Here is a 13,872-nt window from a genome sequence, read left to right on the forward strand (position 1 = left end):
TGTATAAATAATCACTACTTAGGAATCATTATGGCAAGTTTACATGCGTTTACCAACAGCTCTACACCACTAGCCACCATGCAAGTCCCTGCTTTTAAAAGTTTGGGGTTGGATATTAATGTTAAACACGATCAGAAGTGGACTTTCTTAGTAGCTAATAATATTCGATTTACAGAAAAACAGAATTTTTGTATCCACTTATCTAAACCCAAACAAAAGAATTTATCGCTATGTCTGGAAAAAATTGTAATGGGCGGGCAATGTGGCAATTTATTTGTTGAGCAACTATCACTAGATGAAATAAGTTTTAAACGACTCAAACAGTTATGCATTGATTATAATGTGGCATTAGTTAATTTAATGCCCATAAACGAACATAAAAATAACGTGCTACAAGGACCTTGGTAAGTTTGTAGTGATTTAGGTGTGTGCTATTGACTCACATGATTGAGATCGCCTAGGCTTGCTTTATTATGTACTTAAAACACTGATATTTTGGCAACGATTAACAAAAACTGCTTTTGCGGTAATAAAATTTCATTTGAAAACTGTTGCCAACCAATAATTGCCGGCAAGGTTGAAGCAGACACCGCCGAAAAATTGATGCGTTCTAGATACAGTGCATACGTAACAGAAGACTATGCCTATATATTGCGCACTTACGCATTTGAGCAACGCGCCGATTTAACTGTAAATATACTCGCCGATAGTGCAAAAGATACTCAATGGCTATCACTTCAAGTTTTGAAGCATCTTCCTCATGCCGCTAACGCTCAAGTTGAATTTAAAGCCTTTTATAAGGTCGAGCGTCAATATTTTGTAATGCATGAATTATCTGATTTTGTGTTGATTGATAATAAGTGGTTTTACACATCAGGTTCAATACTCAAAAACTCTGGCGTATTCGAACCACAACGTAACAGTCAATGTTTGTGTGGTAGCGGTAAAAAATTCAAAAAATGTTGTGCCTAGAGTTCAACTTATAGATTGATGTTTAGTTAACTCAAATAGTAAATTCTACTTATAGTGTTTCACTAGTTTCCGCTCTTTTCCGTTAACATACGGCTACAAAGACATCTCACTACCCAACGGTTATCTCTTTATATTATTGCAAAGAGAAAGTGGCAAAATACCACTCTAATTGTAGAATAAATGTAAATTTATCAACAGCTTATTTACAACCAGACCAAATAGTCTAGGTAAACTTAAAATAGTATAAAAAAACCTAGAATTAGCTCTACTGATGACTTTACACCTGACGATGTTTTACTCATTATAAATCGTGGAAAATTGCTAAGTCACATGATGTCACGATTACTCACTTGACTGGAAGAGCTCTACTGTTTCAGTTTTTACTATGCTGACATAATGTTTAATGGCAAAAATTTATGACCAAACTCTCAATTAGACAGAAAATTATTCTGACTCTTATTCTATTTGTAATGCTTACCGCGGTTTCAGTAGGTACAGTTAGTATGTTTACAGCTAGAACAAGCATTGAACATCGCGTGTTGACTTCAGAATTACCTACCACAGTAGAAAAAATTGCACAAAGTATCGATAGTGACATTGTTCTAATGCAAGTATTAGCCAAACAAATTGCTACTGATGAACATATTCATCAGTGGGTAAATGGTAAACAAGATAAAGCTGGCGAGTCAATTTTAGTGCGAAAGCTACAAGCTGTTGCAAAATCTAATAATCTAAGTGCAGTCTCATTTGCAGATAAAGCCACTGCCGATTATTGGAATCAGGAGGGGTTTTTACGACGTTTAAAAAATGACGCTGCTGATGGTTGGTATTACAACTATACAGCAAGTAAGCAGGAATATATGGTCAGTGTTTACCGAGATCCGCATACCGGTAAAACTGATTTATTTGTCAATTATCAGCAACCTGAAGGACAAGGCTTGTCGGGTACAGCGAAATCGTTTAAATCTGTTGTGGATATGTTAGCAAGTTTTCAACTTGAGCAAAGTGGCTTCGTTTACTTAGTTGATGGACAGGGGCTCGTGCAAATGCATAAGGATAAAGCCTTGCTTGGTAAATCAAAGCTAAGCAATCTATATGATTCTCAAACCAGTGCAATACTATTAAGTAAAGCTAAGTTCAATTTAACTGTCATTGAAAAGGATGGTGTTGAAATCATCGTCGCCTCAAGTTTTATACCCAGTATGAACTGGTATATTGTCGCTCAAGTGCCATTTAATGAAATGTTCAGTGCTTTGAGTAGCGCCACATGGCAAATTCTATTATGGTCAGTTTTAATTGCAGTGTTAGCGTCAGTGGCTGCGTGGTTTATTGCAGGTACTGTGACTCGCCCCATAAGCCAGTTAGCTGAAGTCTTTAGCAAGCTAGGTCAAGGTAATGCAGATTTATCTTATCGTTTGCCACAAGATGGCCAAAAAGAAATAGCTATAGTGGCTATTGGTTACAATGCTTTTATTCAAAAACTAGAAGACTTATTTAATCAAATTGCTCACAGTGGCGAAGAATTACGTAATGTCGCTAATTTACTAAAACGAGACGCAGACCATACTAGGGCCAGTGTGAAAAACAGTGCTGAAGAAACGCTAGTTATTTCTGATTCACTAGAGCATGTTAGTAGTAGCGTAATATTAGCGGCTAACAATGCAAGTGACGCAGCTAAAATCGCAGACAAAATTAGTACTGATGGTGAAATTATTACAGGAGTGATACATAACACGCAAAGTGACATAGAAAAGTTAGCGGAGAAAATAAACGACGTAGCTAACGTGATAACTTCACTTACCAACAATACTGAAACTATAGCCAAAGTATTGGAAACTATTCAAGCCATATCAGATCAAACTAACCTTCTAGCGTTAAACGCCGCGATTGAAGCTGCACGAGCCGGTGAACAAGGGCGAGGCTTTGCAGTAGTGGCAGAAGAAGTACGCAATTTGGCTCGTAGAACCGCCGACTCGACCCATGAAGTCCAAGAAATTATGGAGGAGTTAAAACGCACATCTGGTAATGCCACAAGCGAAATTGAGCTTATTATTCAACAATCGAAATCTACTTCTAGTTCTATTAGTAAAGCTGAAAAGATACTAGAAGATAACAATCAACAATTTTTGCAAATATCGCAAACTAATAAAACCGTTGCTACAGCAACCAATGAACAGTCTGAAAAAATAGAGTCGATTAATATTAAGATGACTGGGATCAGAGAAAGTGCGAAACAAAACGTACAAAATGTTCAAAAAATTGCGGATGAAACACTGAGCTTAAATCACCTGGCTGAAAAGTTAGATGGGTTAATAAGCCTGTATCAACGTACTTAACAAGCCAATACTAGCGCGCTTACGTGTAGATTAAATCTGCAATAGGCGCGCTTGGCTTAACCGTTCGCAGACACTAATTTACTTTCTGAACATCAAACAATGCATAAAAATTAGCGGTGGTAATTTGCGCTAATTCTTCAACTGAAATACCTTTTAATTCTGCGATAAACTCCCCTACTTCACGAACAAAGCCAGGCTGATTGGGCTTGCCTCTATATGGCACTGGCGCTAGCCAAGGTGAATCGGTTTCAATCAAGAGTTTATCCAATGGTATTTTTTTAACTACGTCTTGTAACTCTATCGCTGTTTTAAAAGTGACAATGCCAGATATGGAAATATACATACCAATTTCTATCGCAGCCTTAGCCATTTCCCAGTTTTCAGTAAAACAATGCAACACCCCTTTGGTGGCAGGGGCTTTGTGTTCTTTTAGTAGTTCGATGGTGTCTTCACGTGCATCCCGAGTATGAATAATCAAAGGCTTATTTAGCTTATTTGCTACCTTGATATGATCAACAAATGAGTTTATTTGTACTGTTTTTGTTTCTGCACTGTAAAAGTAGTCTAAACCAGTTTCTCCTACAGCAACAACCTCATCACTATCCGCAATATTTAGAAGCTCTTCATAACTGCAGGCATCCTCTTGGTGCAGAGGATGCACACCACAAGAAACAGATACGTCAGTGAAGTGTTTTACACTGTCTAACATTGCAGGAAAATCTTTGACAGACACTGATACACACAAAAAGTGTTCAACACCTCGATCTCTGGCAAATTTGAGTACCGAAGCAAGTTCTTCTGGGGTTTTATCTAATCGATCTAAATGGCAATGTGAATCAACAAACACGTTATTTTTCCAATATTAAAGAGTTAGGTTTAGGCTGCGTCTACTAGGGCGAGTTTATCCAATAACTGGGTTAACACTAATATTTTATTCACCCCAGGATTGCGTAATTGTTTTATGGCTTTAGCAGCTTGTTGATGTAATTCCCAAACTGAATCAGGCTGCTGTTCTGAACATTGTTGTCTTGCCCAATACTGAGTCCATTTTACCACTTTATCAGCGTTATCTTGCCAATCTGAAGCAAGTTGTAACGCGCTAATCCGTTTTTGTAATAGCTTGCCCAGCCCTAGGCTATAGATATCATATGTAAAACTTTGCTCTTCTTGCAACTCAGCAAGTAAAGCCAATGGGCGAGTACTAAATAGTTTCGCTAAATTAATATCTATTTCAGTATTGGTTTGGCTTTGTACCCATGCCATAGTTGTTCGTATATTAGGCAAGGGTAAGGCTAACTTTTCACAGCGGCTTCGAATGGTCGCTAATACTCGCTCAGGTTTTTCGGTTGTGAGTATTAAAAACGTATTCGAAGTTGGCTCTTCTAACGTTTTCAGCAATGCATTAGCACTCGATTCAGTCATAGTATGAGCACTATAGATGATTAAAACTTTCGCCCCAGACATATGGGCAGAACCCACTAATTTTTTAATAGCATCACGTATTAGGTCGACACCAATTTGTTTATCAGACTCTACTATATGTAAATCAGGGTGATTGTTTGCAATATTTAACAAACAGGACTGACAACGACCACAGACTTTGTCTCCCTGTCTCGAATGACACAAAAGTAGTCGAGCTAAATCCAACGCAAAGTTAGCTTTGCCTAGTCCAGAAGGTCCCTGTAGCAGCAATGCATGATGCAGTTTATCTGCCGCAATCCTGACACTCAATTGTTGAAACGAGCCTTCTAACCAAGGTAACACTTAACACTCCAAAAATTGTTTGATGGCTGATGCAACGTCATCATGCACCCCCTGCATGCTTTGCATGGTATCAATCACCACACAATTAGGATCTTGTTGTGCCAAAAGCAAATAACGTTCTCGAGTGCGTTCAAAAAAACCTAAATCCTCAAGTTCTATACGGTCAAGTTCACCACGCCCTTTGGCTCGCTTTAATCCCTCTTTAGGTTCAACATCTAGATATAAGGTAAAATCAGCTCTAAAATTCTTTAAGGTAATATTTCTTAGGCTCTCAATCATAGATTGTTCAATCTGACGTCCACCACCTTGATAAGCCTGAGAAGACATATCGTGTCTGTCCCCTAAAACCCAGTTACCTTGCTGTAAATTGGGCAAAATAACGTTTTGCACCAATTGCGCTCGAGCGGCATACATTAACAATAGCTCAGCTTCAACCGTAACCTTTTCGTCTTTCCAGTCATGTTTAACAACGTCTCTAATTGCTTCAGCCATAGCGGTGCCACCCGGCTCTCGGGTATTAACGACTGTATGGCCAGCAGACTGAATAGTGTCAGACAAGATTGTTACGGCACTACTTTTACCCGCGCCTTCTAAACCTTCAATAACGATGAATTTACCTGGTGTTTGCAACTAGAACTCTCTTATTTCTTTAATTGATATTGACGTACGGCAACATTGTGCTCTTGTAACGTAGTGGAAAATTTGTGACTTCCGTCTCCTTTCGATACAAAGTACAAATCATCAGTTACCATCGGATTAAATGCGGCATCTATTGCCAACTTACTAGGCATCGCTATAGGTGTAGGTGGTAACCCTTTGATCACATAAGTATTGTAGGGTGTCGGTGTTTTTAAATCCTTACGCCTAATATCTCCGTCAAAGTTATCCCCCATGCCATAAATAACGGTGGGATCAGTTTGCAATCGCATATTTAAGTTAAGCCTATTAACAAACACCCCTGAAATTCTTGGACGCTCTTGTGCCACACCTGTTTCTTTCTCGATAATAGAAGCCATTATTAAGCCTTCATATGCCGACGCATAGGGTAAATCTAGTGCGCGATTTTGCCATGCATTATCTAAATATCGCAGCATGCTCAAATGAGCACGTTTGACTATATCAATTGCTGCGGTTTGTGATATAAAATAATAGGTATCAGGCAACAAATAACCTTCAATCGATTGTTCGGGCAATTGCGCAGTAATTGTATCAAGCTGTTGTTTGAAATCGTCGTTAAATTTGATTTGCGGATGAGCCTGCAGTGCTAATAACCATTCCCTCCAATTTAAGCCTTCGATCAAACTTATTGAGAATTGCATTTCTTTACCGTTTGAAATTAGCTCTAACAAATCCAAGCCGTTCATAGAAGGCCATAATTCGTAGGTACCAGCTTTGATATTAGCCAATTCAGGTTCAATCTTTAATCTAATTTTGAGACCTAAGTTATCCTCTAGTACTCCTTGAGTTTTTAGTCGGTTAAGTATGCCTTTAGCTGAGTCACCGGTTTTAACTTGAAATACCCTTGTTTCGTTCAAATTGAGCGGCTGTTTACTTTGCTTATCAAAATGCATAACCACTGCAACCAGAGCACAACAGAAAATAATGAATAAAACAGCTAACCATTTTATAGTTTTCATTGCACGCTCAACGCTTTACGTCTAATTGCCGCTAAAAGAATTTGTTTTAAGGCGATAGTTTGTTCTTTCAAGTAACTTTTGTGTTGTTGGTTTAGGGGATTAACCAAACTGGTTACCGGTACGATTGTCATTAAAGAGTTACAAACGAACAACTCTTGGGCATCAAATAATTCGCTAAGGTCGTGATTGACAATGTGGCATTTTAGTCCTTGTTGGCACATTTCAGCAAGAACCTGGTTACGCATAACCCCTTGCACCCCTGATTTAGAAAGGTCTGGCGTAAACCAATGGTTGTTCTTATACCAAAATAGATTAGCAACGGAAGTTTCAATTATTTTTTGTTGAGTATCACACACTACTGCGTCGTCAAACTTGGTTTCTAGCAATGCTTGTTTGATGAATACTTGTTCTAGGCGATTTAGGTGTTTAATGCCCGCTAGTAAAGGTTGCTTAGCTAATTGAATAGGGCTAACCGTTAATTTAATGCCTTTGTTCTGCCAAACCGCATAATTATTAGGAATCGAATGTTGGGATACAATATAGTTAGGATCTGAAGCGCCTTCTGGACTGTAACCTCTTCCCCCCGTGCCTCGAGTGATCATAACTTTAATGACGCAGTCAGACACACCTCGCAACGAACTGAAGATACAAGTTGTCAACTCAGTCCACTTATCAAACTGAATATTTAGGGTCTTACATGAAAACTTTAGACGTTCTATGTGGGCGTCAAAAAACTCAATTTGACTGTTTCTAAACGCCATAGTAGTAAAGCAGCCATCGCCATACTGAACCCCTCTGTCTGCTATTGTTATATGTTGTTGCTGCTGTCCGTTAACAATCATTTATACTTGCATCTACAACGCGATAAGAGGGGCAATAATACCCAAAACCTAAAGTTTTCCTACTGGTTTTTTAAACAACAGTGAGCCATTTGTACCACCAAATCCAAATGAATTACACAAGGCGTAATCCATTTGCACGGGTCTGGCTTTATGTGCAACAAAATCAAGATCACAGCCTTCTCCTGGATTATGCAAATTAATGGTGGGGGGAGCGATTTGATCACGCAGGGCCAAAATCGTAAATATTGCTTCAACTGAACCTGCCGCTCCTAAAAGATGTCCGATCATCGATTTAGTAGAACTCACCAATACACTCTTCGCATGATCGCCAAACACTTGCTTTATCGCAGCGACTTCTGCTACATCACCAGCTTGAGTTGATGTCCCATGAGCATTAATGTAGCCCACGTCAGCCGCATTAATATTGGCATCGTTAATGGCGTTTACCATTGCAGCGGCAGCACCTTCACCATCTGCTGGAGGTGAAGTCATGTGATAAGCATCACCACTCATGCCAAAACCGACCAATTCAGCATAAATTGTAGCGCCTCGGGCTATCGCTGAATCGTAGTCTTCTAACATGACCACGCCTGCGCCCTCACCCATTACGAATCCATCCCGCTCTTTATCCCAAGGACGGCTGGCGGATTCAGGGTTATCATTTCGTGTAGACAATGCACGCGCCGCAGCAAAACCTCCGATGCCAAGAGCACAAACCGTAGACTCGGCGCCACCGGCAATCATGGCGTCAGCATCACCGTAAGCAATAGTGCGTGCGGCTATCCCAATATTATGTACGCCTGTAGTACAGGCGGTAACAACGTTAATATTAGGGCCTTTAAGGCCTTCGAAAATAGAAAAGAATCCGGAAATCATATTAGTGATGGTTGCAGGTACAAAAAACGGTGAAATTTTCCGGGGACCTGATTCAAGCATCTTACGATGATTGTCTTCAATTAAGCCTAATCCACCAATTCCAGAACCTATAGCAACACCAATTCGACCGCAATTTTCCGGGGTAACCTGTAACCCAGAATGTCCTAGGGCTTGTTTACCCGCAGCAATACCGAGCTGGATAAACCTATCCATCTTTTTGGTTTCTTTTTTGGGAATATACTTTTCAACATCGAAATCTTTTACCTCACCAGCAAACTGCGTAGTTAAAGACTCCGAATCAAATGAAGTAATTGGTGCAATGCCACTTTTACCTGCAAGAATATTTTTCCAAGTGGAATCGACAGTATTGCCAACAGGGGAAAGCATGCCAAGACCGGTCACAACAACGCGACGTTTAGACACATTGGCCTCCGCTTATCTAAGAATGATTATATATTTTTGAAAAAAACGGTCCGGAGAGGACCGTTTATAATAACTTACGCGTCTTTATTAGCGTTAACGTAGTCGATAGCAGACTGAACTGTAGTAATTTTTTCAGCTTCTTCATCAGGGATTTCAGTATCGAACTCTTCTTCAAGAGCCATTACTAGTTCAACAGTGTCTAATGAATCTGCACCTAAATCATCAACAAATGAAGCTTCTGGCTTTACTTCTTCTTCTTTAACACCAAGTTGCTCAATGACGATTTTTTTTACACGTTCTTCGATAGTACTCATAATTCTAGTTTTCCTTTAAGTCGCTAGATATAAATTTGCGAGTAGTGTATTCAGCTAAGTGACCCCTTGCAAGCAACAGTATCAACTTTTTGTCTGGTCTAACCACTCGCCGATTAGAAAATTTTTATTCGTTTAATAAAGAATCAATATTTGAAAACTTTATCATATTTTACCCCATATACATGCCGCCGTTGACGTGTATCGTTTCTCCAGTGATATATGCTGCTTCATCACTGGCCAAAAAACCAACAGTCGCCGCTATTTCTTTTGGGTCACCCAAGCGATTTGCTGGAATATCCTTAAATATACTTTCTTTTTGGTCATCAGTTAATGCTTTTGTCATATCAGTATCAATAAAACCTGGTGCAACCACATTGACAGTGATACCTCTAGAGGCGACTTCACGAGCCATAGACTTGCTAAATCCTATTACTCCCGCTTTTGCAGCGGCGTAATTTGCTTGCCCAGCATTACCGGTTGAGCCTACTACCGAGCCTATATTAATGATACGGCCTTTGCGTTTTTTCATCATACCCCGTAACACGGCTTTTGACATTTTAAAGATAGATGTCAAATTAGTATCCATAATACTTTGCCATTCATCATCTTTCATACGCATCAATAGATTATCACGAGTAATACCAGCATTATTAACCAATATGTCGACTCCACCATGCTTCTCTGTTATCTCAACTAACAAGGTTTGCATCGAATCTGGATCCGCAACATTGAGTACTTTTCCTTCGCCAGCACCTTGTAAATAATCGCTAATAGCCGATGCGCCTTTTTCCGACGTTGCGGTACCAATTACAGTGGCGCCATCTGCAACTAAGCGCTCAGCAACAGCCCTGCCAATTCCTCTACTTGCACCTGTAATTAAAGCAATACTACCATTTAAATTAGCCATATATTCTCTCTATACACAATATTTAAAGTAATTAAGTCAACGAATTAATAGAATCTACAGTATTGATCGCTGTGCAACTTAAGCGCTTATCAATTCGTTTAGTTAACCCTGTTAAAACCTTTCCAGGGCCCACTTCTAATAAAGCTTCCACTTCAAGGTCAGCTAACTTAGTCACGGTTTCCGTCCATCTAACTGGACTATATAATTGTTCTACCAACGCTTGTTTGATAGCAATGGGATCATCTGGATAGGCGACATCGACGTTATTGATGACAGGCACATTAGGTGTATTGAACTGTATATCTTTAAGCAAAATAGCTATCTTATCCGCAGCAGGTCTCATCAAATCACAATGTGAAGGTACGCTAACCGCTAGCGGTAATGCTCGTTTGGCCCCTTGTTCTTTACATAAATTAGCTGCCACCTCTGCTGCACCCTTATTGCCTGCGATAACAACTTGTCCAGGTGAATTAAAGTTTACCGCAGCAATGACCTCTGAGGTTTCGTTTTGCGCTTGCTTACAGCTAGCGACTACTTTATCGTCATCTAATCCTATTATCGCATACATAGCACCAACACCAGCTGGAACGGCCTGTTGCATAAATTGTCCACGCGCTTCAACTAACTTAAGGGCATCGGCAAAATCTATCACTCCAGCACAAACAAGAGCAGAATATTCTCCTAAGCTATGCCCTGCCATAAATGCTGGCGAACTCTGTTGCTTGTCCATTAACAATTTATAAATCGCGTAACTAGCCGTTAAAATGGCTGGTTGCGTAATATGGGTTTGATTGAGTCTTTCTTCATTGTTTTGAATGATATCCCATAAATCATAACCCAACACGTCACTAGCGTGCCCAAACGTATCTTGTATAACTGTATATTCGGCAGCTAAATCATTCAACATACCTAAAGTCTGGGATCCTTGACCTGGAAAAACCCATGCTTGTTTACTCATAATTAAATCTCTAAAAATAAAATTCTAATATCGTACTAGAGCAGATGCCCAAGCAAAACCACCACCAAAAGCTTCTAAAAGAAGATTCTGCCCACGTTTTATTCTGCCATCTCGGATAGCCGTATCTAACGCAGTAGGAACGGTTGCTGCAGAGGTATTACCATACTGCGCAAGCGTGATAACCACTCGTTCAAGTGGCATTTCCAATTTTTTTGCTGTCGCCTTAATAATGCGAAAGTTGGCTTGGTGCGGAACTAACCAATCTAAATCTGATTTTTGCATATTATTGGACGCTAAAGTTTGTTCAACCACTTCACTTAACTTCGTCACTGCAACTTTAAACACTTCGTTACCTTTCATGCTCCCCCAATTTTCGAACACTGACTTTTCGTCACCATGCTGTGGGTTGCCAATAGTTAATAAATCGCCATATGAACCAGCGGCATGAATATGAGTGGACAATATACCGGGCTCTTCACTCGCCTCTATAATAGTGGCACCTGCAGCGTCACCAAACAATATGACCATAGTGCGATCTTCGGGGCTAATCATACGACTGAGACAGTCTGTTCCCACTACCAATATGCGTTTGGCCATACCACTTTTTATATACTGATCGGCCACACTCAGAGCATAACAATACCCAGCGCAAGCAGCGGCAATATCGAACGCAGGTATACCATCAACATCTAACAACTTTTGAATTTCACAAGCGGTGCTAGGTAATGCATAACGACCACTAGTAGTGGCACAAACAATCATATCCAAAGATTTTGCATCAATATCAGCAGCTTCTAATGCCTTTTTACTGGCTTCAAAGCCCATAGTTGCCGCCGTTTCATGCTCTGCAATAATACGTCTTTCTTTGATTCCTGTACGATCGGTAATCCATTCGTCAGATGTATCAACCATAAGTGATAAGTCTGCATTGGTTCTTATTTCAGTCGGATAGTAACTACCTGTACCTATTATTCTGGAATTCATTTATCAGTGACGCTCCATTAAAACATCTTCAATTTTATCTTTTATTCTGTCCGGAACCTGCATCTCAACTTGTTGAATAGCCTCTCGGATCGCATATAAAAACGCCTCTGACGAGGCATTCCCGTGGCTCTTAACCACAATTCCGCGCAATCCTATCAGACTAGCGCCGTTATACTGGTCGGGTTTCATATGTAAATAGATACCACGGAAAAAAGGTATAGCGATTTTGGCAACAATTTTAGAAATCCAATTTTGCTGCGATGCTTTCTTTACTTCCTGAATAATAAAATTGACTAAACCTTCCCAAGATTTCAAAGCAATATTACCGACAAAACCATCAGTGACTATTACATCTGCTTTCTTAGAGAAGATATCGTTTCCTTCAACGTAACCTATATAATTGATGTTATTGGATTCACTTAATAACTTAGCAGCATGTTTTACTCTGTCATTACCTTTTATTTCTTCAGAACCTACGTTTAACAAAGCGACTTTGGGCTCTTTAATATGGCCGATTTGTTGAGCCAGTACTGCGCCCATTACCGCGTATTGGAACAGTATCTCAGAATCACAATTAACGTTGGCACCTAGGTCCAGAAAATACACTTTGCCGTTATTAATAGTGGGTACAAGAGTTACAAGTGCTGGGCGGTCTATACCCGGCAAGGTTTTTAATACGTAGTACGCCATACTAAGTAGAGCACCAGTATTACCACTACTGACACAGGCATCTGCTTCTTTATTTGCAATTAAATCTAACATACGCCGCATTGATGAATTTTTTTTGTGACGCAACGCATGGGCAGGCGCCTCGTCCATAGCAACGGATTCTGGGCAATCAGATAAGGTGATTCTGTCTTGAATTTCCGGAATTTGTTTGTTTATCCATTGAGACATAAGTACCAAAGGACCACAAAAAATAAAGTGTAAATCAGGGTTTTCTTGCAGTGCTGTCAAAGCAGCGGGGAAAATAATATGGGGGCCGTGATCGCCCCCCATGATATCTAACGCTAAGGTTAGACGACTCAAAGTTCAGTCTCTTAAATTAAAGAGATAAAACTTTTTTGCCTTTGTAGTAACCATCAGCGGTCACGTGATGACGAACATGCGTCTCACCTGACGTTGAATCTACAGACAAAGTCGCAGAACCAAGTGCATCGTGTGAACGACGCATTCCACGTCTTGAACGAGCTTTTTTACTCTTCTGTACAGCCATTACTTTACTCCTAGTCTCGCTTAAGTTCTTTCAAAACCGCGAACGGGTTTGGACGTTCATCGGCCGGTTCAATTTTTCCGAAACTCATTTTATCACGCTTTTGTTTGCAATCCTCCTCTGCATGAAGGGCTACAATCGGCAATGATAAAATCAATTCGTCTTCAAGAATCTGAAATAAATTGATTTCTCCTTGGTCATCGACCTCTACCGGTTCGTAAACATCCGGTAACTCATCTTCGACTTCTTCTTTAGCACTCTGCACGGGGCTAAAGCAAAAAGACACATCCACAGGATGTTCGAAGACTTCATTACATCTCTCACAGATAAGTGACGTTGAACATGCCAAATGACCTTTAAAATAAGTAAGACCCTGCTCGTCTTTAGCAAACCTTATTTCAACATCAACTTCTTTGGCAACATCAGCAACTGATCCAAGTAACCTAGGCATCTCAGACGACAAAATCACACCCCGATAATCGGACCGTAAAGTGGCGCTTTTAACTGGGTCTACCATCTTGGGTAGTTTCACTTTCTGCATAGCGCGCGCATATTATAGTTTCAGCACGGTTTAGTCAAAGAAAAAATCATAGTTAATGACACCTAGCCCTGCATTTTATATGCTTTGGCAAATATTCTTAAACAG

16 protein-coding genes are annotated in these 13,872 nt (G+C 40.0%); 3 read left to right on the top strand and 13 right to left on the bottom strand.

Going from position 1 to position 13,872, the window contains the following annotated elements:
* Positions 1-30 precede the first annotated feature (30 nt).
* From ABJK37_RS12570 to ABJK37_RS12580, 3 genes are all read left to right on the top strand, one after another.
* Entirely contained in the window at positions 31-408 is a 378-nt protein-coding gene (locus ABJK37_RS12570) for a hypothetical protein (protein WP_348354130.1), read from the top strand.
* 87 nt (positions 409-495) lie between these two features.
* Complete coding sequence (locus ABJK37_RS12575; RefSeq protein WP_348354132.1) at positions 496-972, top strand: YchJ family protein; 477 nt, start codon at positions 496-498, stop codon at positions 970-972.
* Between the two features lie 416 nt (positions 973-1,388).
* Complete coding sequence (locus ABJK37_RS12580) at positions 1,389-3,308, top strand: methyl-accepting chemotaxis protein (RefSeq protein WP_348354135.1); 1,920 nt, start codon at positions 1,389-1,391, stop codon at positions 3,306-3,308.
* Positions 3,309-3,381: 73 nt separating this feature from the next.
* Here the strand turns inward: ABJK37_RS12580 and ABJK37_RS12585 are convergent, their stop codons facing one another.
* The 13 genes from ABJK37_RS12585 to yceD form a co-directional block, all read right to left on the bottom strand.
* Positions 3,382-4,155 (bottom strand): YchF/TatD family DNA exonuclease, encoded by a 774-nt coding sequence (locus tag ABJK37_RS12585; protein ID WP_348354138.1) that lies wholly within the window; start codon positions 4,153-4,155, stop codon positions 3,382-3,384.
* Between the two features lie 29 nt (positions 4,156-4,184).
* Positions 4,185-5,072 (bottom strand): DNA polymerase III subunit delta', encoded by an 888-nt coding sequence (gene holB, locus ABJK37_RS12590; RefSeq protein ID WP_348354140.1) that lies wholly within the window; start codon positions 5,070-5,072, stop codon positions 4,185-4,187.
* Complete coding sequence (gene tmk, locus ABJK37_RS12595; protein WP_348354143.1) at positions 5,073-5,702, bottom strand: dTMP kinase; 630 nt, start codon at positions 5,700-5,702, stop codon at positions 5,073-5,075. It abuts the gene before it with no gap.
* Positions 5,703-5,713: 11 nt separating this feature from the next.
* Positions 5,714-6,709: an endolytic transglycosylase MltG gene (gene mltG / locus ABJK37_RS12600; RefSeq protein WP_348354146.1), complete on the bottom strand. Its 996-nt coding sequence runs from the start codon at positions 6,707-6,709 to the stop codon at positions 5,714-5,716.
* The gene (gene pabC / locus ABJK37_RS12605) at positions 6,706-7,551 is read right to left on the bottom strand and encodes an aminodeoxychorismate lyase (protein WP_348354149.1); all 846 of its coding nucleotides are present in this window, start codon (positions 7,549-7,551) and stop codon (positions 6,706-6,708) included. The genes mltG and pabC overlap by 4 nt, the downstream gene beginning before the upstream one ends.
* 48 nt (positions 7,552-7,599) lie before the next feature.
* Positions 7,600-8,850: a beta-ketoacyl-ACP synthase II gene (gene fabF / locus ABJK37_RS12610; RefSeq protein WP_348354152.1), complete on the bottom strand. Its 1,251-nt coding sequence runs from the start codon at positions 8,848-8,850 to the stop codon at positions 7,600-7,602.
* A gap of 74 nt (positions 8,851-8,924) precedes the next feature.
* Positions 8,925-9,164, bottom strand: coding sequence for an acyl carrier protein (acpP, locus tag ABJK37_RS12615; protein ID WP_007620501.1), 240 nt, complete (start codon positions 9,162-9,164; stop codon positions 8,925-8,927).
* A gap of 169 nt (positions 9,165-9,333) precedes the next feature.
* Positions 9,334-10,071, bottom strand: coding sequence for a 3-oxoacyl-ACP reductase FabG (fabG, locus tag ABJK37_RS12620; RefSeq protein ID WP_348354155.1), 738 nt, complete (start codon positions 10,069-10,071; stop codon positions 9,334-9,336).
* A gap of 31 nt (positions 10,072-10,102) precedes the next feature.
* Complete coding sequence (gene fabD, locus ABJK37_RS12625) at positions 10,103-11,029, bottom strand: ACP S-malonyltransferase (RefSeq protein ID WP_348354157.1); 927 nt, start codon at positions 11,027-11,029, stop codon at positions 10,103-10,105.
* 24 nt (positions 11,030-11,053) lie between these two features.
* Entirely contained in the window at positions 11,054-12,013 is a 960-nt protein-coding gene (locus tag ABJK37_RS12630) for a beta-ketoacyl-ACP synthase III (protein ID WP_348354160.1), read from the bottom strand.
* Between the two features lie 3 nt (positions 12,014-12,016).
* Positions 12,017-13,042 (bottom strand): phosphate acyltransferase PlsX, encoded by a 1,026-nt coding sequence (gene plsX / locus ABJK37_RS12635; protein ID WP_348354163.1) that lies wholly within the window; start codon positions 13,040-13,042, stop codon positions 12,017-12,019.
* Positions 13,043-13,058: 16 nt separating this feature from the next.
* On the bottom strand, positions 13,059-13,229 hold the full coding sequence (gene rpmF, locus ABJK37_RS12640) for a 50S ribosomal protein L32 (RefSeq protein ID WP_215927992.1): 171 nt from the start codon (positions 13,227-13,229) through the stop codon (positions 13,059-13,061).
* Positions 13,230-13,239: 10 nt separating this feature from the next.
* Positions 13,240-13,767 carry a 23S rRNA accumulation protein YceD gene (gene yceD / locus ABJK37_RS12645; protein WP_348354166.1) on the bottom strand — a complete coding sequence of 176 codons (528 nt, stop codon included), beginning with the start codon at positions 13,765-13,767 and terminating at the stop codon, positions 13,240-13,242.
* Between the last annotated feature and the right edge of the window lie 105 nt (positions 13,768-13,872).

Source organism: Paraglaciecola sp., from assembly GCF_039964565.1.
GTDB lineage: Bacteria > Pseudomonadota > Gammaproteobacteria > Enterobacterales > Alteromonadaceae > Paraglaciecola.

Bases quoted from the DNA above. Each gene is read 5' to 3' on its own strand.
- fabD (WP_348354157.1), bottom strand. From the start codon at position 11,029: ATGAGTAAACAAGCATGGGTTTTTCCAGGTCAAGGATCCCAGACTTTA.
- mltG (WP_348354146.1), bottom strand. From the start codon at position 6,709: ATGAAAACTATAAAATGGTTAGCTGTTTTATTCATTATTTTCTGTTGT.
- rpmF (WP_215927992.1), bottom strand. From the start codon at position 13,229: ATGGCTGTACAGAAGAGTAAAAAAGCTCGTTCAAGACGTGGAATGCGT.
- acpP (WP_007620501.1), bottom strand. From the start codon at position 9,164: ATGAGTACTATCGAAGAACGTGTAAAAAAAATCGTCATTGAGCAACTT.
- ABJK37_RS12570 (WP_348354130.1), top strand. From the start codon at position 31: ATGGCAAGTTTACATGCGTTTACCAACAGCTCTACACCACTAGCCACC.
- ABJK37_RS12580 (WP_348354135.1), top strand. From the start codon at position 1,389: ATGACCAAACTCTCAATTAGACAGAAAATTATTCTGACTCTTATTCTA.
- yceD (WP_348354166.1), bottom strand. From the start codon at position 13,767: ATGCAGAAAGTGAAACTACCCAAGATGGTAGACCCAGTTAAAAGCGCC.
- pabC (WP_348354149.1), bottom strand. From the start codon at position 7,551: ATGATTGTTAACGGACAGCAGCAACAACATATAACAATAGCAGACAGA.
- fabG (WP_348354155.1), bottom strand. From the start codon at position 10,071: ATGGCTAATTTAAATGGTAGTATTGCTTTAATTACAGGTGCAAGTAGA.
- ABJK37_RS12630 (WP_348354160.1), bottom strand. From the start codon at position 12,013: ATGAATTCCAGAATAATAGGTACAGGTAGTTACTATCCGACTGAAATA.